The organism is Streptomyces sp. NPDC001848, from assembly GCF_042891915.1.
In the GTDB taxonomy this organism is placed as follows: Bacteria; Actinomycetota; Actinomycetes; order Streptomycetales; family Streptomycetaceae; genus Streptomyces.
The window spans coordinates 418360-437639 of record NZ_JBIATP010000004.1 but is presented as its reverse complement, the minus strand read 5'-3'; the positions used below and the strand labels follow the sequence as shown (position 1 = coordinate 437639).

Here is a 19280-nt window from a genome sequence, read left to right as displayed (position 1 = left end):
CGTCATCGCGCGCATCCCGTCAGACGATGGCTGAGTAATTGCCAAAATCGACGGAACTGCTGAGGTTGTTCAGGCTGCGTGGGCTTCGGGGCGTTCGACGAGGTGGCCGCGTTCGAAGCGGGCTCCGGCGCGGACGAGAGCGACGACGAGGGGTGCGTTCACGGCCCGCCAGCGTGCCTGGGCGCACTCGACGAGCTTGAAGACCATCGCCAAGGCCGCGGCCGCGCTTCCGGCGCCCTTGGTGACCTTCGTGCGGAGCCGGACGGTGCCGAAGGTCGACTCGATGGGGTTTGTGGTGCGCAGGTGGATCCAGTGCTCGGCGGGGAAGTCGTAGAACGCCAGCAGTTCGTCCACGTCGTCGGTGATCTTCTTGACCGCCTTGGGCCACTTTGCGCCGTAGCTCTTGTCGAACGCTGCGACGGCCTTGAGGGCGTGGGTGCGGTCCTCGACGTTGTAGATCTCCTCCAGGGCCTTCTTCGCCCCGGGCTACGCGGACTTCGGCAGCGCGTCGAAAGTGTTGGCGATCTTGTGGACCCAGCACCTCTGATGCCGGGTTTCGGGGAACACCTCGGCCACGGCGTTCCAGAAGCCGAGGGCCCCGTCGCCGACCGCCAGGACGGGGGAGCGCATCCCGCGGCGTTGGCAGTCGCGCAGCAGGTCGGCCCAGGAGTCGGCCGATTCGCGGTAGCCGTCGTTCATGGCGATCAGCACTTTCTCCCGCATGGGCCGGACAGCTCGCCGTGGTCGGGCGGGCGGTGGGGACCGCCCCCGCCGGTTCTGCCAGGAGCGGGCCGCGGACTGCGGTTGACCTCGAGCCGAGTCTGTGGGGCGGGAATGGGTCGTGCTGCTCCTCCCGACCCGAGGGCTGCGGCCCGGGCAGCGGCCCTCAGGGCGTCCGCCGAAGCGTCGACGTCCGGCGGCGGAGGTGCTGATGCTAGCCGCCGGCCCGCCCATGCGCAGTCTCGGCACCCGGGTCTGCAACGAAGTCGCGGCCAAGTGGGCTCAGATCAAGCCATCTCGTCTCCCGCTCAACTAAGGGACGCTGTCCTGCGCTCCGAGAATCCTTTCTTCCGGCTTCGGCCCAGGCCAGCGACGGGGCAACCTCCGTCGGTCCGTCGGCGGAGTGCCCGCTCGGATTGTCCGGATCACAGTCCCGTTCCCCGCTGATTGTCAGTGGCGTGCACGAGGGTGCCGTCCGCAGTCCACGTCCACCCCTTGCCGAAGGAGACCGGTGCAGCCGACGCCGTCATGCAATCCCCCGCTCGGGCTACCACTCAGCCACCGTCCCCTTGACGAGTGAATCGAACGCGCCGGTGCCATGCACGCAAGCCCGCAGCGCCTGCCCGTCGCGTCATGCGTCGAACTTTCAATCGACCGTTCGCTCGATGCCACCCGTATCGGTCCCGTGATCAGGGACGTTGTCCGGTGTGCTCTGCCCGATTCCCCTACCGAGGAGAACCCGTGAATCCCGTGCTCGTACTCACCGCCCTTCAGCCTGCGTTCGAAAACCCTCCGGCTCAGGCAGCCTCCCCGACCGCACTCCGACGCCTGGTTGCTGCCCGACGCGCCCTGTTCGCATCCGCATCACGACCGTCTACGAGGTGGGGTGCATGACCGACTCGACCATGCCCTCCCCGGCCCTGCTCGCCTGGGCCGCCAAGGAACTCGGCGCAGAGGTGTCCGTTGCCCAGGACGCCCCACACCAGCGCGAGAACTCCCGTGTCTGGGCCCTTAGCCGCGCTGGGGGCCTGCGGTTCTACCTGAAGGTCTCGCCGAATCCTCGGATGTACGAGCGGGAGACCTTCGCCCTGCGTCACGCCGTTCCTGCACTCGGCGCCGGCCGCGCACCACAGCTGCGCGCCTCGAGCGCCGAGCACCTAGCCCTGCTGCTGACCGCCGTCCCCGGAACTCCGCTCAAGCAGCTGAGCATGTCGACCGCCGAGGAACTCCGCGCTCACCGGCAAGGCGGGGCTCTACTGGCTCTGCTGCACGCGGCTGGCGACCTCTCCGGCCCCCGTCGCGTTGAGGCCGAGCAGGCGCTGCCGTCCGCCGCCGACGGCGCCGACGAACACCTGCGACAGGTCGGTGACCGGCTGACGTCGGCGGAGCACAAGCTGGTGCGTGGCCTCGCCGAGCAGCTGCACGATCTGCCACCATTGCCGCTGGCTTTCATTCACGGCGACGCCTGGCCCCGCAATCTCCTATGGTCCCAGCACCTGGGGCATGCCGGGTGGATCGACTTCGAGCGGTCGCGGTTCGCGACGGCGGTGCAGGACTTCGTCCTGATGAGCTGCGGGATCTGGGCGGATCGGCCCGCCCTGCGCGCTGCGTGGATCCAAGGCTATGGGCGTGACCTGCTGCCCGAGGAGCGGCACGCGCTGAAGGGGCTGGCGGCGCTGGACGCGGTGAGCTGCATGGCTTGGGGCTCCGCGCACAACGATCCCGTTGTCACCGCGCGTGGACGGCGCACCCTGGATCGGCTCATGGCGGGGGTGTTCGCATGACGTCGCCCCGGGACAACGAGGTGACACCTGTGGTCGAGGCGGATCCCGACGCCGGTGAGACGGTGGCCGTCCCAGCGGCCCGGGCCGGGTCTCCGCAGCCGGCCGCGCCTCCGGAACTGGACTACAACGGGCGCAAGCACCGGCGGGCCATGGACGACGCGACGTTGTGGGATATGGCTCGGCGGATCCCCATGGCACTGGCACAGACAGCCCGGCTTGCCTGGTCCGTCGACAGGAGAATGGCGATCACCATCGTCGTCTGCCAGCTGTTGTCCGGCGTGGGAACGGCGGTGATGCTGACCGCGGTCGCCAGGGCCTTGCCGAAGCTGACCTCATCCGATCCGCACAAGGGGCTGGAGCAGGCATTGCCGGCGCTGACCGTCGCGGTGGTGGCGATGGCTATGGGGGCGACCATGTGGATCCTCGCGGACTGGGCGACCCGACGTCTGAACCCGAAGATCGCCTCGGCCGCCGACCTCACCCTGGTCGACCTGCACATGCGCGCCGAGCTCTCCGCTTACGACACTGAAGGCTTCACCGACCGCAGCCAGGCCGCGGAGATCGGTGCTTTGCGCGCCGTCGACCTCGCCGACGACGCGAAAACGCTCACCAACGGCCTTGTTCAGCTGGTTTCCGCCGCGACGGTCCTCACCTCCCTGCATCCGCTGCTCCTGGGCGTGCTCCTGCTCTCCGTGATCCCGCGGGGCCTGGGCGGGGTGATCGCCGCTCGCATCGACTACCGCGTCCACGACCGGACCATCTCCGCCCGCAATGTGAGAGGCATGATGCGCTGGTGGCTGACCACCGCGGATCTGGCCGACGAACTGCGCGCCAACACCATGAGGCCGTATCTGCACTTCTGGTACCGGACGATGTGCGAGCGGGTGGAGGGACGGGAACTCGAGGGCGCTCGCCCCTACCTGCTCGTGACCCTGTTCGCCGCCTCGCTGGCCGGCTTGTTCACGCTCGGCATGTGGGCTTCGCTTACCGCGCTGGTCCTGGAGGGCGCAATGTCGGCCGCGATCGCGGGCACCGCTGTTGTCGCTGCGCAGACCGCGGGGCGCGCGCTCAACTCGATCGTCCGGTATGGCGCGGTCATGTTCCATCACGGGCTCTGCCTCAGCGACTACTACGAGTTCGTCGACGAGGTCCGGTCCATGACCTCGGATCGGGGCGCCGCTCAGGTGAAGGCGCCCCAGCAGATCCGTCTCCGGGGCGCCGGCTACACCTACCCGTCCAAGGACGCCCCGGCGCTGCATCCGGTCACGCTTACCCTCAACCGGGGCGAAGTCGTCGCCTTGGTCGGCGAGAACGGCGCTGGCAAGTCGACGCTGATCCGGCTGCTTACCGGGCTGACCACGGCCAGCGAGGGAGCGGTCCTGTGGGACGACACCGATCTGGCCACCGCGGACGCGGAATCCGTGTGGCGGCATGTCGGTCTCGTCCCACAGAAGAACGGTCACTGGCCATTGGCGGCACGGGAGAACATCACCTTAGGCCAGCCTCAGGAGCACAGCGACGACCGGGTCTGGGCGGTTGCGGAGCGGGTCGGCATGGGTGATGCGCTACGCGCGCTACCCGGCCAACTCGACACTCTGCTGGCCCGATCGGTGTGGGGCGGGCACGAACTGTCCGGCGGGCAGTGGCAGCGCCTGGCGTGCGGTCGGGCGATGTACCGTGAGCCGGCTGTTCTGGTCCTGGATGAACCGACCAGCGAGATGGACGCCCGTGGCGAGCACGCGATCTTCCATGAGCTGCGCGCGATGGCGCCGGGCCGCATCACGATCGTGGTCACACACCGGCTTGACAACGTGAAAATGACTGACCGGGTCGTTGTTCTCGACCGGGGCCGGATCCGCGAGCAGGGTCGATTCGAGGACCTCATCGCCACCGAGGGCAGTCTGCTCGGCGAGCTGCACGCGCTCGCACAAGACCGCTGACAGTCCGCACCACGGGGCCGTGCTGCGGCTCGGCACGGCCCCTCGTTCCCTCCCGTCTGATCAGGAGCATCATGCACGGCTCAAAGCACGAAGTAGCGAACAGCAGGGCATGGACCGCGTACGGCCACCACCATCTCCAGCGAGGCACCGACGTCCCCGAAGCGGACCGCATCGCCTGGGGCTTCTGGCCAAGTGGCCCCGGCGTCGAGGTCCTGGGCGACCTGTCCGGCCGGCGGGTCCTCGATCTGTGCTCTGGCCTGGGTAGGCACGCCGCCTATCTGGTACGCGAGCACGGTGCGGTGGTCGACGCCGTCGAGGCGGCTGCAATCGGACGCCGGTCCGCACCCGCCGGGCAAAGGCTCGCAGAGGAGCGGTCACCCAGGAGCCGAGGGTGAGAGGTGAGTTGTAGAGTCAGTCGTACTGACATCACTTGTGAACCACCTCGCTAATGATCACTTTACCTACTGGGGTCTAGCCCCCACCGTGTCTCATGTATGCCAGTGATGCCTCCGGGCGTGGACAGAGGCCACACATGCCCCGTCAACTCTGCCGCCCGGCAGGGAAATCGACCAAATACGGAAGCGTGCGTCCCGGTGCTGGGCGGTGAACGAACCGAACCTTGTCGGCCGTCGGCGCCTGCTGAAGATGTTCGGTCTCGGCGCGACCGCGACGACGGCCGTGGTGTTGCAGGCCGACCCCGTGCTCGCCGCGACGCTGGGCCATGACGAGCGCACCGGTGTCTCACCCGTCGACTACCAGGCGCCCACCGGTCTCGCGGGCGAAACCGCCGCGAAGTCCACCGCCGACACGTGGATCACCTCCAACAGCCGTTCGATCACCGAGCTGAGCGACGAGATCTGGCGGCACGCCGAGCTGTCGCTGCGCGAGTGGAAGTCCTCCCAGGCGGTCGCCGACCTGCTGGAGCGTCCTGCTTCGCCATGCGCTCCGCCGAGCAGCCACCGCTGCTCCGGCTGACCGCGGCGCAGACGCCACCGGGGCTCGGTCCGCGGGACACGCCCTGCGCACGCTGCGGCTCAAGCACTGTGACCGCTCCTCCTCGTGTTCCCCTCGATCACCCCCCGGGGAGCGGGTCATTCCCACTCCCCCGGGGGCCGTCCACGGCACCGCCCGGGTGTGACTCGGGCGGGAGTGAACCGGCGGAGTCACACGCGGTGTCAGGAGGCCAGCACGCGCGCGTGGAGTTCCGTGACGATCTTGCGTGCCGAGGAGATCGCTCCGTGCTGCCAGGCGTCCAGGTAGCTCAGGTAGTCACCGGCGAAGTACACGTTGCCCTGCGCCGTGTTGAGCGGTGCGTACGCCGGAGCATCGGGGCCCCCGGGCATCGAGTGCCAGGCCCCCTCGAGGTACGGGGCTAGCTTCCACTGATGGGAGAAGGAAGCAGCCAGCTCGGTACGGTACTTGTCGCCGTGGATCATGACGCCCTGCGCGACGGCACGCTCCAGCCGTTCGACCGGGGTGAGCGCCGAGTACGCGTCCGAGTGGGCACCAGTGTTGTAGTAGCCGATGATCAGGCCACGGTCGCCGAGGTGGCCATAGGACGGGTACCAGATGTGGTCCAGGTCCATGTCGGTCTCGGTGATACCGCCGAAGATCTTGAAGTCCTTCTCCCACCAGCGGCTCTTGTACTCGAGGCCGATCTTGGAGGCGTTGGAGGGCTTCACGGCGAGGAGCGCGGTCTGCACCTCGGTGCCGAGGTTGTGCGGGGTCTTCGCAAGGATGTGCGGTGCCAGGGTGGCAATGCAGTAGTCGGCCTCGACCACCCGGGTACGGCCGTCCTGGGTGTAGGTGACGACCACACCTTCCGTGGTGTTCTTGATGTCGGTCACGGCCGCGCCGGTGCGGATCTTCTCGTGCCCGATGGCGCGCGCGAAAGCCTTGGGTATCTGGTCCATGCCGCCGACCGGCTGGAACATCAGCATCGCCTGGTCGTAACCGAACTCGAAGGAGAAGTAGCGGCCCACGTTGGAGGCGAAGACGTCCGACAGCGACGGAACACCGCCGAGTTCCTCGCCGGGCGTGCCGGCGGCGCCGGGGTCGACGGTGAATCCGCGGTGTTCGGTGCCGGTGTACGTGTAGTCGGCGCCGAGGGAGCCGTAGCTCTTGAGGAAGGTTAGCAGCCGCTCCTTGTCGTCGGCCGTCAACTCGTCGTCGAGGGCACCCGCGTTGGTCGCCTTGGAGAGCAGCTCGGAGACGTAGCCGTACACGTCGGCCTTCGCGGTCCGGTACCGGACCGGCTTCGTCATGCCCCTGCCCGGGTTGTAGATGAACGCGCTGGCATTGGTGTTGGTGAAGACCTCGATCGGTACGCCGAGTTCGCGGCAGTAGTCGAGGGTGACCATCCACTGGGCGAGGCGCGCCGGCCCCGCGTTCATGTACTGGCCCTCGCTGAAGCGGGCCGTCTGGCTGACGCCGTTGATGTCCGTGAGGCTGTCGCCGCCGCGGATGGTGAGGTTTCGGCCGCCGACGCGGTCCCGAGCCTCGAGGATCGTACAGTCGTAGCCGGCCTTCCCCAGCTCGTAAGCGGAGGTGAGACCCGCGATGCCGCCTCCGATGACAACCACTCTGGCGGGCTTGCCGCCGCGTCCCTGAAGGGTGAAGTCGCTGCGGCGCGGCGCCTGGAAGGACGCCTCCTTCTCCGCCGCGTAGGCGGCCGTGGGCGCGAGGCCGAGGGCCCCCATGGTAGCGAACATGGCTCCGGCGCCACCGGCGACACCGACGCGGCGCAGGAACGCTCGGCGACTCGTTCCGGGCCCGACCTGAGACTGTGCCATGACGGGGCCTCCCTTTCGATCTTGAATGAAGACCGAGGAAGCCTCCCAATGGCCGGTTACGGTCCATGGATTATTGATGTAACCCACACGTTTCTACCAGCTCGCGCCCCGAAGAGACGCGGGGCCGTATCGATATGCGACTCCGTCGCGTGGGCACGAGCAACCACAACCAAGGCACACACAACGGACAACGCGCACTCGTGACCCGCCTGCTGGAACGCTACGGTCACCGGCCGCCCTGCGTAAAGCCGGGCGCCGCAAGCTGGTTGAGGTGATCCCGCCCAGGCGCCACGCAGGGCCCAACGGCTGATCGACGACGTCTTCGACACGGTCGACGAGCAAACCGTCGTGGTCCCGGGCACCGGCACACTCGACGCCGTGATCCCGTCCCTGGCCCGCTCGCTCGCGGCCGTCCAGAATCAGCGACGAGCCCCGGAAACACAGATCGGAACAGTTGCTGGAGCCTCACCCTCCCTCCCAGTCCTGACCTCGACAATGGCCGTTGCTTTTGCGGTGTGCGTGGTGTTGGGCCATGCGGTGTCGGTGTCGCGTCTGGAGCGGCTGGGGTTAGGCATCCTGACTCGGTCGTGTCCTGCTGAGCTGGTGGATCGGGTCGTTGCCGAGGTCGGGTGTGCGGAGAAGCGCCGGCGTGTGCTGTCGGCCCGGTTCACGGTGTACTTCGTGCTCGCACTGTGCCTGTTTCCGCAGGCCGACTACCTGGAGGTCTTGCGGTTGGTGAGGGCCGGCGAGCCGACGCTTCGGCCGTGGGCCGGGGTGAACAAGTCCTCTCTGACACGGGCGAGGCAGCGGCTGGCCTGGCCGGTGATGCGAGAGCTGTTTCGGGCTGTGGCCCGGCCGCTGGGCCGGAGCACGGAACTCTTGTGGTCAATCTGGTCGTCCGTGAGTTCCTCGGCCGCGCCGAACAGGGACAGCTGTTGGGGCTGCTGCTGGGCATCGCGGAACTGATCGTCTTCACGGAAGTGGTCGCGGATCAGGTTCGCGAGGTCGGCGGGGGTGGTCTGTTCGGCGGTGAGGCTGGTGACGCTGGCCCAGCTCGACGTGGGCGAGAAGACCAACGAGATCACCTGCTTCCAGCGATGGGGCTGTGGAATGCGCTGGCCGAGGTGTTCCCGGCTGCCCGGCACCAGCGGTGCTGGGTCCACAAGGCCCGCAATGTCACGAACTGCCTTCCGAAGTCCGCACAGCCGGGCGCGGCGAAGGCGATGCAGGAGATCTACAACGCCGAGGACCGCGTGCAGGCCGAGAAGGCGATCGAGGCGTTCGCGAAGACCTACGGCGCGAAGTGGCCCAAGGCCGTCGCGAAGATCACCGACGATCAGGAGGAGCTTCTGGCGTTCTACGACTTCCCGGCCGAGCACCGGATCCATCTGCGGACCACGAACCCGATCGAGTCGACGTTCTCCACGGTCAAGCTCCGCACCAAGGTCACCCGTGGTTCCGGCAGCCCGGCCGCCGCCCTGGCGATGGTGTTCAAGCTCGTCGAGTCTGCCCAGACGCGCTGGCGTGCGATCACCGGCGCCCACCTCGTGCCACTCGTCCGCGCAGGCGCCCGTTTCGAGAACGGCCAGCTGCTCGAACGCACCGCGGCCTGAGGAGAATGTGATGACCGCCTTCGACATCTACGGCACCAACACCTACACGGCCCGGGAGCTGTCCGACCTGCTCGCCGGCCGACTCACGGTGGCCTTCACCGAACGCGAGAGCGACTACCTCGGCATCTACTTCCTCGCCACCCTCGCCGACACCACCCGCATCTACGTCCAGCCGAACGCCGTTCCCGGAGACGACGGCGAAGACGATCTCTACGAGGACGAGTATCCCGAGGCGTCCGTACTCCTCCTCGTCACATCACCGGATTCCACCGAACCCCTCAACACTGAGCTCTCGGCGGTCGAAGGACTCACCCGGCTCAGATCATCTCGATGCTGAGAGCCGCTGATCCACAGGTATTGACAATTATTCCATGCCACGAGGGAGAGGTCCATCGGATCGCTAACACCGACGCGTTGCGGCTGCGCTATGGCACACACAGCGACCCGCTGACCCAGATCAGCAGCCCGATAGGCGCTCCCCCGCCTCCACCCGCCGCAAGAACAGCGCTGTATTCCGCCTGCTTTATTATTGTTCCTGCGCGCGCCACAGGTGCTGTGGACACTGTCCGAGTGACTGACCACTCCGTGTCTTTGATAGCCAACCTGATCACCGTGTTCCTCGCTTTGGCGATGGGCACCCGTATCGGCTACATCGTCGCTGCTCGAGGTGCAACGCACCATTTGGAACTGATGGACCGGCACTTCGAGAACAGTCGACGGCTCTTCGAACGTCAACAGGAGGTTCAGCGGGAGATCGATGCGCACAGGCGGTCGCGCGAGGAGCTGAAGAGCAGCTACGAAGCGCTTGGCATCTGGCTTCACCGCCTGGGCCAGACCCTCGACGAGATCTACTTCGGGGCCATGTCGGACAAGCAGCCGATGCGGGACAAGGCCGAAGCACTCATCAGTGTCCGGCCCTGGGAAGTCGTCTCGCCGCCCGCCGGCACAGCCGCAGCCGAGTTCTACTGGAGCCCGGATGTGTTGCGGAAGATCCGCGAACTGCACGGGCCATACGCCCAGTTCGTTACACATCACCGGCTGACGATGCTGCAGGGCGATTCCGGTGTCGTCCCGACGCCTTCCCGGTCCGATCAAGGGTGCTGGCAGCATTGGCAGGAACTGCACTCCCTCGTCGCGGACATTAAGGGCCAGGTACGCAAGGACCTGATGGCCCCGCCGCCGGCTGTGAACGAATCCTCGTGAGGGTCAGGGAGTACGGGTGCCTCTGCGGATCCTGGGAAGGATCCGCCTGCGCCCCTGTGGTGCCGACTCGTGCACGGCCCGCACGTACAAGGGGGTCGCCACCACCAGCCGGTGAACCAGCCGCGGACGGTCAATGTCCATCAACACGATTGCGTGTCCTTGCAGACGTCCCCGGGTGGACGGCGGGTACTTTCTCTGGATCCAGCCATGCACCCCGAACGCTGCGTCTTCGATGAGCGCTTCGCTGCGGCGGTGCGGCATCAGATCATTGAGGAACTCCGGGATCACGTTCAGCCCGCTCTCCTCGCGACGCTCGACCTCGAGAATCAGATCGTGCAGCCATGTGGTGTCCGAGCCCATCCGGCCATGTGCACACACCCGCGTACGCAGATGCTGCACCGAACCACACAGTATGAGCCCCAGATCGCGCGGTTGGCCGGCCGTCCCTGCAGGGACCTGCCCGACAAACAGGGCAACATCCTCTGGAGGTGCACCACTGTCTTCGTGAACGGCTACCTGGGCCATGTCCAGGTCGAAACTGACCCACTGATTCACCTGCAAGTTCTCGGTGGTGAACGGCACCGGGGTGAACCGTCGCTCGATGATCCGCTGCGCCTTCTCCACCAGTGCATGCGAGGCGATGGGTTCAGCTGCCCCTTCCCAGCTCCGGCTTCCCGATACCTCGATCAGCGGCGGAACCTTCAGCGAGGCCTGCAGGCCCTTCTGCACTGTCGGCGGCCGCAGGCCAAGGCGCCCGTAGAGTTTGCGCTCCGACACATAGACCAGATCCACAGCACTCCTCCATCACTCCGCCCCGGCGGCTCTGTGGACCCCTCGGCTTCGAGCCCCGCCGGTCAAGGTCGCCAGAGCATGAGCATCCCATGAACTCTGCCGTGGTAGCGGCCGTACGCGGTTCGAAAATGCTCGCAGCAGGACGGTGACGCCCCGGTCCGGGGCGGGGCCGCGTACGCCGGCCAGTGAGGCCGGGTCAGGGCCGGTCAGGACGACGGCCGCAGTGCGTCGGTGAGGTCCAGGCGGAACGCCATGGGCTCTGCGGGTGCCGATAAATCATCCGCCCAGATCGCGGCCTTGACCGCCGGTCTGTGGCCGTGCCCCAGCCAACCCCGGTCTCTTCACATGCACAGGCGCGTACACCATCATGATTCTTTCGTGCTGCTGCGCTTGGCCTATCTCGCCGCGACCAACACCCTGGCACTCCTGCGCCTTCTGTCGTTGAGCGACCGCTACCAGGACATCGAGATCCTGGCGCTGCGCCACCAACTGCTGGTCCTGCAGCGTCAGGTCGGCAAGCCCACGTTCACCGCCGCCGACCGCGCCGTCCTCGCCGGCCTGCTCCACCACCTCCCGATGGACAAGCTGCGGCACCTCCTGCTGCTGGTACGTCCAGGCACGATCCTGCGATGGCACCGTGACCTTCTCAAGCGACGCCACGCTGCGGCCTGCGTGCCCAAGCGCCGCGGCCGCCCGCCCACCGTCCGCTCGATCCGCATTCTCGTCCTGCGCCTCGCCCGGGAGAATCCCTCATGGGGATATCGCCGGATCCACGGTGAACTCACGGCTCTCGGCATCAAGGTCGCCGCATCCACTGTTTGGGAGATCCTCCGCGAGCACGGCATCCCGCCCGCACCCGAACGACAGCACACGACCTGGGCCGACTTCCTCCGCAGCCAGGCCGACGCACTGCTCGCCTGCGATCTCTTCGAGATTCGCACCTTGACCGGCGCGCGCCTGTACGTCTTCGCGGTCATCGAGCACGCCACGAGGCGCATCCGGATCCTGGGCGCCACGGCACACCCGACCGCGCAGTGGATCGTCCAGCTCGGACGCAATCTCCTCATGGACCTCGAGGACGCGGGCAGCAAGGCTGAGCTCCTCATCCGCGACCGCGACTCAAAGGTCACGGCCGCCTTCGACGCCCTGCTCGCCGACGTGGGACTGAAGGTCGTCACCACCGGCATCCGGATACCTAGAATGAACTCGCTCACTCAGCGGTGGATGAAGACCTGCCGCAGGGAGCTCCTCGACCGCACCTTGATCTGGAACCGGGGCCACCGGCTGCACGCACTCCGGGAGTTCGAGGCCCACTACAACCAGCACCGGCCACACCGAACGCTGAAGCAAGCCGCTCCGCTCCGCCCGCTACCCGAATCGATCAGCGTGCCGGAGACGAGCGGGCACTTGGAGGTGCGCCGACGGGACCGGCCCGGGTGGAACCCTACGCGAGTACGAACATGCGGCTTGACCAGGCCGGATGATTAATCGGCACCCGCAGTTGTGCCGATGGCCACGATCGGCCAACCGGCAGGCCGACCCAGCCCGTACAAAGAGCCGCGCACCGGGCGTCCCCGCGGCGTGACGCCGGCCGCGGGAGAGCGGGCCGATCGGCGGGCGCGGTGGGCGCCGTCGTCGTTCTACGGGTGGTTCGCCGGGGCGCGGAGGCGTCGTACGTGGGTGGGGGCAGCGCCTGTCGACTCGCGGTCGATGTAGGTGGTGTGCAGGGTGTGTCGGCGGGGGCGGGCGGTGGCTCCGTTGATGCGGCGGATCAGGATGTCCGCGGCCAGTCCGCCCAGTTCCTGCACGGGCTGGCTGACCACGCTCAGCCGCGGCCGGATGAGGGTGGTCCACTCCGCGTCGTCGAAGCCGATGACCGAGACGTCGCCGGGGATGCGGGCGTCGAGGTCGAGCAGGGCGTCCAGGGTGCCGAGCGTGGCCACGTTGTCGGTGGTGAACAGCGCGGTGGGGCGGTTGTCGGAGGTCATCAGTTCCAGTACGGCCGAGCGTGCCCAGGCTCGCTCGTAGCCGGTGTGCCGGATCAGTTCCGCGGAGCGCGGGATGCCGGCCGCGCGCAGGGCCTGGCGGTAGCCGGCGACGCGTTCCGTGGTCGTCCAGATGTCGGCGCCTGGCGCGAGCCGCGCGCCGTCGTCGCCGGGCATGGCCGAGGTGATCACCGCGATGCGGGTGTGTCCGGCGTCGGTGAACCGGGTCACCGCCGCCTTGACCGCTCCCCGGTTGTCGACGACCACGGTGTCCAGTGCGGCTCCGGTGAGGACACGGTCGAGGAGCACCACCGGGATGCCGGCGGAGACGGCCCGGGCGAGGTGTTCGTCGTCGGTGGCGGCCGGTGCCACCACGAGTCCGTCCACGCGGCGCTCGATGAACAGCTGGACCGCGGCCTTCTCCTTCTCGCTGTCCTCGTCGCTGTTGGCGAGGATGGCTTGCAGTCCCGCCTTTGCCGCGACGTCGGCGATGCCGCGCACCGCGCGGGCGAAGTAGGCGTTCTCCACGTCGGCGACGACCACTCCGAGGGTGTCGGTGCGGCCGCTGATCATGCTGCGGGCCACGGCGTTGGTGCTGTAGCCGAGCTCGGCGGCGGCGGCCAGCACCCGTTCCCGGGTGGCCGCGCTCGCCGATCCGTACCCACCGAGGACGCGTGCGGCCGTCGCCTGTCCCACACCGGCGTGCCGGGCGACGTCCGGGATGGTCACGCGTCGCCGCGGGTGCGCTTCTGGGGGCATGCCCGGCTCTCTCCATGTCGGCCCGGCGAACTCCGGGGGAAGGGGACGGTGGAATTCAGCGCCATTCAACCATTGACGCGAGGCGTCGGGCCGTGGGTAAGGTACGACCGCGTTGGTAACGTTATCAATCTTCGCCGGAACGCATCCGCCCGCCGCCTTCCGGACGGCCGTCCCCGCGCCCCGCCCGACGGCCGCCCGCTTCTCCCCCATCCGAACTCCGGAGGTCTCCGCGATGGCAACCGACACTCTTTCGCCACCACCGGCCACCGCAGGCCCGGCCATCACCCTCGTCGACGTCGTCAAGGACTTCGGCGGCGTGGGCGACACAGCGGCGGTACGAGGGGTGAACCTCACCATCGGCGACGGAGAGTTCTTCTCCCTGCTCGGGCCGTCCGGCTGCGGCAAGACCACCACCCTGCGGATGATCGCCGGGTTCGAGGAGCCGAGCAGCGGGCAGATCCTGCTGCACGGCCGGGACATGGTCGGTGTCGCGGCCAACAGGCGGGACATCAATATGGTGTTCCAGTCCTATGCGCTCTTCCCGCACCTGAGCGTCGCGGACAACGTGGCGTTCGGGCTCCGCCGCCGACGTGTGCCCAAGGACGAGATCCACGACCGGGTCGACCGCATCCTGAACACCGTCGAACTCGCCGACAAGGCCGACCGGCGCCCCCGGGAGCTCTCCGGCGGCCAGCAGCAGCGCGTGGCCCTGGCGCGGGCTCTGGTCAACCGCCCGCGCGCCCTGCTCCTGGACGAACCGCTGGGCGCGCTCGACCTGAAGCTGCGCCAGTCCATGCAGCTGGAGCTCAAGCGGATCCAGCGCGAGGTGGGCCTCACCTTCATCTACGTCACCCACGACCAGGCCGAGGCGCTGACCATGTCGGACCGGATCGCGGTGATGAACGGCGGGCTGATCGAGCAGGTCGCTCCCCCGCAGGAGGTCTACGAGCGGCCCGCCACCGCGTTCGTCGCCGGCTTCATCGGCACCTCGAACCTGATCAGCGGGCGTCTGACCAGCACCGGACCCGAGGGCGGGGTGATCGACCTCGACGACGGACAGCGCATCACCGTCCCGGTGTCCGCCGCGCCCGGCGCCGGAGCGGACGTCCGGCTCACGGTACGGCCGGAGAAGATCACCATGACCACCGGCCCGACAGGCGCCGCCAGCCGCGTCCGCGGGACCGTGCGCGAGGTGGTCTACCTGGGCACCTCCACCAGTTACACGGTGGCCACGAGCGCCGGTGCGGAGATGACCGTCTTCCAGCCCAACGACGGCACGGCGTCCGTCGTACCGGCCCGCGGCGACACCGTCTGGCTGTCCTGGGCGACCGCCCACTCCTACCCCCTGGGCGCCCCACCCACCGTACCGGCCACGTCCGCCGCCGGCCGGATCGCCCCCGACTCCGGTTCCCTCACCCCGAGCTGACGACAGGTCGACCACCATGCCCCTGCAGCCCACACCTCCCGCGCCCTGGCTGCGCGGACTGACCGAGCGCCGCTGCTCCCGGCGCGGTCTGTTGCGCGCCGCACTCGGCGCCGCCGCCCTGGCCCCGCTCGCCGCGTGCAGCGTGCCGGGCGCCCGCAAGCCCGTGCCCCGCACGCCCACCGAGATCGCCGCCGCCGTCAGCGACTTCTGGACCGGCCGGAAGAAGAAGGACCGGCTCAGCTTCGCCAACTACACCCAGTACATCGATACCGACCCCGCCGACCAGAGCCGGCACCCCACCCTGGCGGCGTTCACCCACGCGACCGGCATCAAGGTCACCTACGAGGAGGTGATCGACGACAGCGCCTCCTGGTTCGGCAAGATCCAGCCGGAGTTCGCCTCCGGACAGGACATCGGCTACGACCTGATGGTGGTCGGCGGCGACAGCTACCTGACCAAGTACATCGAACTGGGCTACCTCGCCCCACTCGACCACAGCCGCCTGCCCCACTTCGCCAGGTACGGCGGGGCCGCGTTCAAGAACTCCTCCTTCGACCGCGGCAACGTCTACACCGTGCCCTGGCAGTCCGGCATGACCGGCATCGGCTACGACCCGGCCAAGGTGGGCCGGAGGATCACCAGTTGGCAGGACCTGCTCGACCCGAAGCTCAGCGGCAAGATCGGCATGTGGAACGACGCGGTGCAGATGGGCAACATCGCCCTGCTCGCCATCGGCGTCGACCCGGAGAAGTCCACCCACGCCGACTGGCGCAAAGCCGCCGCCTGGCTGCGCAAGCAGCGCGACGCCGGCCTGGTGCGCTCCTACAGCACCACCACCTACCAGTCCTCCCTCCAACGCGGTGACCTGTACGCCTCGCTGGTGTACTCCGGTGACATCTTCCAGGCCAACCAGAGCGGTTCACACCTGGAGTTCGTCATCCCCGACGAAGGCGGACTGCTGTGGACCGACAACCTCTGCATCCCCTCGACTGCCGCCCACCCCGTCGACGCCCTGACCTACATGGACTACGTCTACCGGCCCGAGGTCGCCGCGAGGATCAGCGAGGCGGTGCAGTTCGTCTGCCCCGTCCCCGCCGCCCGGTCGGCCATCGCGCACGACGCGGCCGCCGCCACCGGCAAGCGCCGAACTCTGCTCGCCTCCCTGAGCACCAGCCCCCTGGTCTTCCCGACCAAGGACGACGAATCCAAGCTGCGCCACCTGCGGGTGCTCGACGAAGCGGAGGAGAAGCAGTGGAACGCGCTGTTCGAACCGATCTACCAGTCCTGACCCGCCGCCGACGGCGCCGGCCCCGCGCGGCGCTGGCCCCGTATCTGATGGTGCTGCCCGGCTGGCTGTGGCTGGCCGCCTTCTTCGTGACGCCCGTGATCGTCATGGTGTCGCTGTCCCTGCAGACCGGCGACTTCATCGACGGCTTCCGCCAGACCTTCCACTTCCACACCTACGCGACCGTGGTGCAGACCTACCACGTGCAGCTCGTCCGCTCCCTCCTCTACGGCGCAGCGGCCACCGCCGCCTGCGCCCTCGTGGGCTACCCGGTGGCCTACTGGATCGCCTTCCGGGCCGGCCGGCACAAGTCGGTGTTCCTCTTCCTGCTCCTGCTGCCCTTCTTCGTCTCCTTCGTCATCCGCACCCAGTCCTGGAACGTGGTGCTCGCCGACAACGGCGTCCTGCTCGGCCCGCTCAAGCACCTGGGGCTGCTGCCCGCCGGCTTCCACGTCCTGGCCACCCCGTACGCGGTGATCGGCGGACTGACCTACAACTTCCTCCCTTTCATGGTGCTGCCCGTGTACGTGGCCCTGGAGCGGATGGACGCCAAGGTGATCGAGGCCTCCACCGACCTGTACGCCTCCCGGGCGCAGACCTTCTGGCGCGTGGTGCTGCCGCTGTCCCTGCCCGGGGTGTTCGCGGGCGTGCTGCTGACCTTCGTGCCCGCCTCCGCCGACTACGTCAACGCCGGCATCCTCGGCGGCCCCTCGACCACCATGATCGGGAACATCATCCAGACCGAGTACTTCACCAACCTCGACTACCCGGCCGCCGCCGCCCTGTCCTTCGTGCTCATGGGCGCCCTGCTGCTGGCCGTGTTCGCCTACGCCCGCGCCCTGGGCACCGAGGACGTGCTGGAGGTGGCCGCGCGATGACCACGCAAACCGTCACCCCCGCCCAGGACACGGCCGCGGCGCCCCAACCCCGCGCCGGCCGGAGCCCGCGCCGCCGCCCCACGCTCACCGTGTACACCTGGCTGGTGCTGGCCTGGCTGCTGCTGCCGATCGCCGTCATGGTCCTGTTCGGCTTCAACGACACCCACAGCAAGGTGAACTTCACCTGGCAGGGCTTCACCCTCACCTGGTACCGCCACCTGTTCGCCATCCCCAACCTGACCTCGGCGCTGGTCAACAGCCTCACCCTCGCGCTGGTCGTCACGGTCGTCGCCACCCTGCTGGGCACCCCGATCGGCCTGGCCCTGGGCCGCCACCGCTTCCGCGGCCGCGGCTCCGTGGACCTGCTGCTGTTCGCCGCCATCGCCGCCCCCGAAATAGCCCTGGGCGCAGCCCTCTTGTCGCTGTTCATCGTCCTCGGCGTGCCCCGTGGATACTGGACCATCCTCCTCGCCCACGTGGCGTTCTGCATCCCGTACGTGGCCATCACCGTACGGGCCCGCATGGCGGGGCACGACCCGACTCTGGAGGAGGCGGCCCGGGACCTGGGGGCCGGGCCGTGGACGGCGTTCCGGCTGGTCACCCTGCCGATGCTGCTGCCTGGTGTGGCTTCGGGCGCCCTGCTGTGCTTCGCCCTGTCCATCGACGACTACGTCGTCACCAGCTTCAACGCCGGCCGGACGGTCACCTTCCCGCTGTGGGTGTACAGCGCCAGCCGTACCGGTGTGCCCCCGCAGGTCAACGTCATGGGAACACTGATCTTCGTCGGTGGCCTGATCGTCGCCGGCGCGAACGTCCTGTTCTCCCGGCGCCGCGCGGCCTGACCCCGCACCCCCGCCTCCCGCGCACCCGCGCCCCTCAGCACACCGGCCCGCCGCGGCCGGTGCGGACACCGCCCCCTTCAAAGGAAACCATCACCGTGCTCTCTTTCAACGAAGCCGAGTTCGTCGCCCGGACCGAAAGCCTCCTGGCGCTGCGCCCCCGGATCGAGGAGGTCGTCGACCGTCTCGTGGACGAGGGCTACGACAACGTCCTCCTCGTGGGCGCCGGCGGCACCTACGCGCAGATGTGGCCCTACGAGCACCTGGCCCGGCGCACCTCGGTGCTGCCGGTGCGAGCGGCCGTCGCCGCAGAGCTGGTCGTCTCCGGCGACGCCCGCCTGGGCGAGCGCACTGCCGCCGTCTTCACCTCGGTCTCCGGCACCACCGAGGACAGCATCAAGGCCATCGACTACTGCAAGGAACGGGGCGCTCACACGATCGGCTTCACCGGCCACCCCGATTCCCCCATCGCCCAGCGGGTCGACACCGCGCTGGTCTCCGCACCCAAGGCCTGGCCGTTCGACGTCCAGATGCTGCTGTTCATGGGCCGACTGCTGTCCAGGCGGAACGAGTTCGAGGGCTATGACCGCCTCGCCGACGAACTCGCAGGCCTGCCCCGCATCCTGGTTGAGGTCGCCCGCCGGGCCGAGCCCGCGGCGTCCGACTTCGCCGAGGCCCACAAGGACACCGACTACCACTTCCTCATCGGCGGCGGCAACCTTTGGGGATTCACCTACCTGTACTCCATGTGCATCCTCGAGGAGATGCAGTGGCTGCGCACCACCCGGGTGCACAGCGCCGAGTTCTTCCACGGCTCGCTGGAACTGCTGGAGGAGGACACCAGCGTGATCGTCTTCCAGGGCGAGGACGAGACCCGCGCGCTCACCGACCGGGCCGAGGCGTTCGCCCGCCGCGTCTCCAAGGACGTCACCGTCTTCGACACCCGCGACCACCCCTTGGACGGCATCAGCCCCGAGTTCCGCGGTCTGCTGGCACCGTTGGTCATGGACACCGTGATGGACCGAGTCAGCAAGCACCTGGCGCGGGTGCGCGACCATTCCCTGGACCTGCGCCGCTACTACCGCGTCATGGACTACTGACCGCCCGCCGTCCCACCGCCGTCCATCCGCCCCGACGTGGCGGGGGGCCGGGCCCCGCCCCCCCCCCCCCGCGGGGGGGGGGGCCCCCCCCGCCCCGCCCCCCCCCGGGGGGGATGTTTTTAATAACGCGGTTGGGGGGGCCCGACAGGGGCGGGGGTGGGGTG

14 protein-coding genes and 4 pseudogenes are annotated in these 19280 nt (G+C 68.5%); 14 read left to right on the top strand and 4 right to left on the bottom strand.

Features of this window, described 5'->3' with window-relative positions:
* Nucleotides 1-69: 69 nt before the first annotated feature.
* Nucleotides 70-732, bottom strand: a pseudogene (locus ACFYZJ_RS10990) (IS256 family transposase); the annotation flags it as partial.
* 878 nt (nt 733-1610) lie between these two features.
* Here ACFYZJ_RS10990 and ACFYZJ_RS10985 point away from each other — a divergent pair.
* The 3 genes from ACFYZJ_RS10985 (at nt 1611) to ACFYZJ_RS10975 (ending at nt 5419) form a co-directional block, all read left to right on the top strand.
* Complete coding sequence (locus tag ACFYZJ_RS10985; protein WP_388565445.1) at nt 1611-2504, top strand: phosphotransferase enzyme family protein; 894 nt, start codon at nt 1611-1613, stop codon at nt 2502-2504.
* Nucleotides 2501-4444 (top strand): ATP-binding cassette domain-containing protein, encoded by a 1944-nt coding sequence (locus ACFYZJ_RS10980; RefSeq protein ID WP_388565442.1) that lies wholly within the window; start codon nt 2501-2503, stop codon nt 4442-4444. Before ACFYZJ_RS10985 ends, ACFYZJ_RS10980 begins: the two co-directional genes overlap by 4 nt.
* Before the next feature lie 603 nt (nt 4445-5047).
* A complete protein-coding gene (locus ACFYZJ_RS10975; RefSeq protein WP_388565440.1) occupies nt 5048-5419 on the top strand; it encodes a hypothetical protein in 372 nt (123 codons plus the stop codon).
* Between the two features lie 200 nt (nt 5420-5619).
* Here ACFYZJ_RS10975 and ACFYZJ_RS10970 read toward each other — a convergent pair whose 3' ends face one another.
* Nucleotides 5620-7236 (bottom strand): flavin monoamine oxidase family protein, encoded by a 1617-nt coding sequence (locus tag ACFYZJ_RS10970; protein WP_388565438.1) that lies wholly within the window; start codon nt 7234-7236, stop codon nt 5620-5622.
* Between the two features lie 200 nt (nt 7237-7436).
* On the opposite strand from ACFYZJ_RS10970, the pseudogene ACFYZJ_RS10965 reads away from it, so the two are divergent.
* The 5 genes and pseudogenes from ACFYZJ_RS10965 to ACFYZJ_RS10945 all read left to right on the top strand — a co-directional run.
* Nucleotides 7437-7764, top strand: a pseudogene (locus ACFYZJ_RS10965) (IS110 family transposase); the annotation flags it as partial.
* Complete coding sequence (locus ACFYZJ_RS10960; protein ID WP_388565594.1) at nt 7750-8202, top strand: transposase domain-containing protein; 453 nt, start codon at nt 7750-7752, stop codon at nt 8200-8202. The pseudogene ACFYZJ_RS10965 and the gene ACFYZJ_RS10960, both read left to right, overlap by 15 nt.
* A gap of 128 nt (nt 8203-8330) precedes the next feature.
* Nucleotides 8331-8849, top strand: a pseudogene (locus ACFYZJ_RS10955) (transposase); the annotation flags it as partial.
* Between the two features lie 10 nt (nt 8850-8859).
* A complete protein-coding gene (locus ACFYZJ_RS10950) occupies nt 8860-9186 on the top strand; it encodes a hypothetical protein (protein ID WP_388565435.1) in 327 nt (108 codons plus the stop codon).
* 233 nt (nt 9187-9419) lie between these two features.
* Nucleotides 9420-10052: a hypothetical protein gene (locus ACFYZJ_RS10945; protein ID WP_388565432.1), complete on the top strand. Its 633-nt coding sequence runs from the start codon at nt 9420-9422 to the stop codon at nt 10050-10052.
* Nucleotides 10053-10055: 3 nt separating this feature from the next.
* On the opposite strand, the gene ACFYZJ_RS10940 is transcribed toward ACFYZJ_RS10945, so the two are convergent.
* A complete protein-coding gene (locus ACFYZJ_RS10940; RefSeq protein WP_388565430.1) occupies nt 10056-10844 on the bottom strand; it encodes an SAVMC3_10250 family protein in 789 nt (262 codons plus the stop codon).
* Between the two features lie 378 nt (nt 10845-11222).
* Between ACFYZJ_RS10940 and ACFYZJ_RS10935 the strand changes: the two are divergent.
* A pseudogene (locus ACFYZJ_RS10935) lies at nt 11223-12315 on the top strand (integrase core domain-containing protein).
* A gap of 169 nt (nt 12316-12484) precedes the next feature.
* Here ACFYZJ_RS10935 and ACFYZJ_RS10930 read toward each other — a convergent pair.
* Nucleotides 12485-13588: a LacI family DNA-binding transcriptional regulator gene (locus ACFYZJ_RS10930; RefSeq protein WP_388565427.1), complete on the bottom strand. Its 1104-nt coding sequence runs from the start codon at nt 13586-13588 to the stop codon at nt 12485-12487.
* A 232-nt stretch (nt 13589-13820) separates the two neighbouring features.
* On the opposite strand from ACFYZJ_RS10930, the gene ACFYZJ_RS10925 reads away from it, so the two are divergent.
* The 5 genes from ACFYZJ_RS10925 to ACFYZJ_RS10905 all read left to right on the top strand — a co-directional run bounded on the left by ACFYZJ_RS10925 (nt 13821) and on the right by ACFYZJ_RS10905 (nt 19116).
* A complete protein-coding gene (locus ACFYZJ_RS10925; RefSeq protein WP_388565425.1) occupies nt 13821-15014 on the top strand; it encodes an ABC transporter ATP-binding protein in 1194 nt (397 codons plus the stop codon).
* Between the two features lie 16 nt (nt 15015-15030).
* The gene (locus tag ACFYZJ_RS10920; RefSeq protein WP_388565422.1) at nt 15031-16302 is read left to right on the top strand and encodes a spermidine/putrescine ABC transporter substrate-binding protein; all 1272 of its coding nucleotides are present in this window, start codon (nt 15031-15033) and stop codon (nt 16300-16302) included.
* Nucleotides 16266-17177, top strand: coding sequence for an ABC transporter permease (locus tag ACFYZJ_RS10915; protein WP_388565419.1), 912 nt, complete (start codon nt 16266-16268; stop codon nt 17175-17177). The genes ACFYZJ_RS10920 and ACFYZJ_RS10915 overlap by 37 nt, the downstream gene beginning before the upstream one ends.
* On the top strand, nt 17174-18019 hold the full coding sequence (locus ACFYZJ_RS10910) for an ABC transporter permease (protein WP_388565417.1): 846 nt from the start codon (nt 17174-17176) through the stop codon (nt 18017-18019). The genes ACFYZJ_RS10915 and ACFYZJ_RS10910 overlap by 4 nt, the downstream gene beginning before the upstream one ends.
* 95 nt (nt 18020-18114) lie before the next feature.
* Nucleotides 18115-19116, top strand: coding sequence for an SIS domain-containing protein (locus ACFYZJ_RS10905; RefSeq protein ID WP_388565414.1), 1002 nt, complete (start codon nt 18115-18117; stop codon nt 19114-19116).
* Nucleotides 19117-19280: the final 164 nt, after the last annotated feature.

Bases quoted from the DNA above. Each gene is read 5' to 3' on its own strand.
- ACFYZJ_RS10920 (WP_388565422.1), top strand. From the start codon at position 15,031: ATGCCCCTGCAGCCCACACCTCCCGCGCCCTGGCTGCGCGGACTGACC.
- ACFYZJ_RS10925 (WP_388565425.1), top strand. From the start codon at position 13,821: ATGGCAACCGACACTCTTTCGCCACCACCGGCCACCGCAGGCCCGGCC.
- ACFYZJ_RS10970 (WP_388565438.1), bottom strand. From the start codon at position 7,236: ATGGCACAGTCTCAGGTCGGGCCCGGAACGAGTCGCCGAGCGTTCCTG.
- ACFYZJ_RS10980 (WP_388565442.1), top strand. From the start codon at position 2,501: ATGACGTCGCCCCGGGACAACGAGGTGACACCTGTGGTCGAGGCGGAT.
- ACFYZJ_RS10930 (WP_388565427.1), bottom strand. From the start codon at position 13,588: ATGCCCCCAGAAGCGCACCCGCGGCGACGCGTGACCATCCCGGACGTC.
- ACFYZJ_RS10910 (WP_388565417.1), top strand. From the start codon at position 17,174: ATGACCACGCAAACCGTCACCCCCGCCCAGGACACGGCCGCGGCGCCC.
- ACFYZJ_RS10985 (WP_388565445.1), top strand. From the start codon at position 1,611: ATGACCGACTCGACCATGCCCTCCCCGGCCCTGCTCGCCTGGGCCGCC.
- ACFYZJ_RS10950 (WP_388565435.1), top strand. From the start codon at position 8,860: ATGACCGCCTTCGACATCTACGGCACCAACACCTACACGGCCCGGGAG.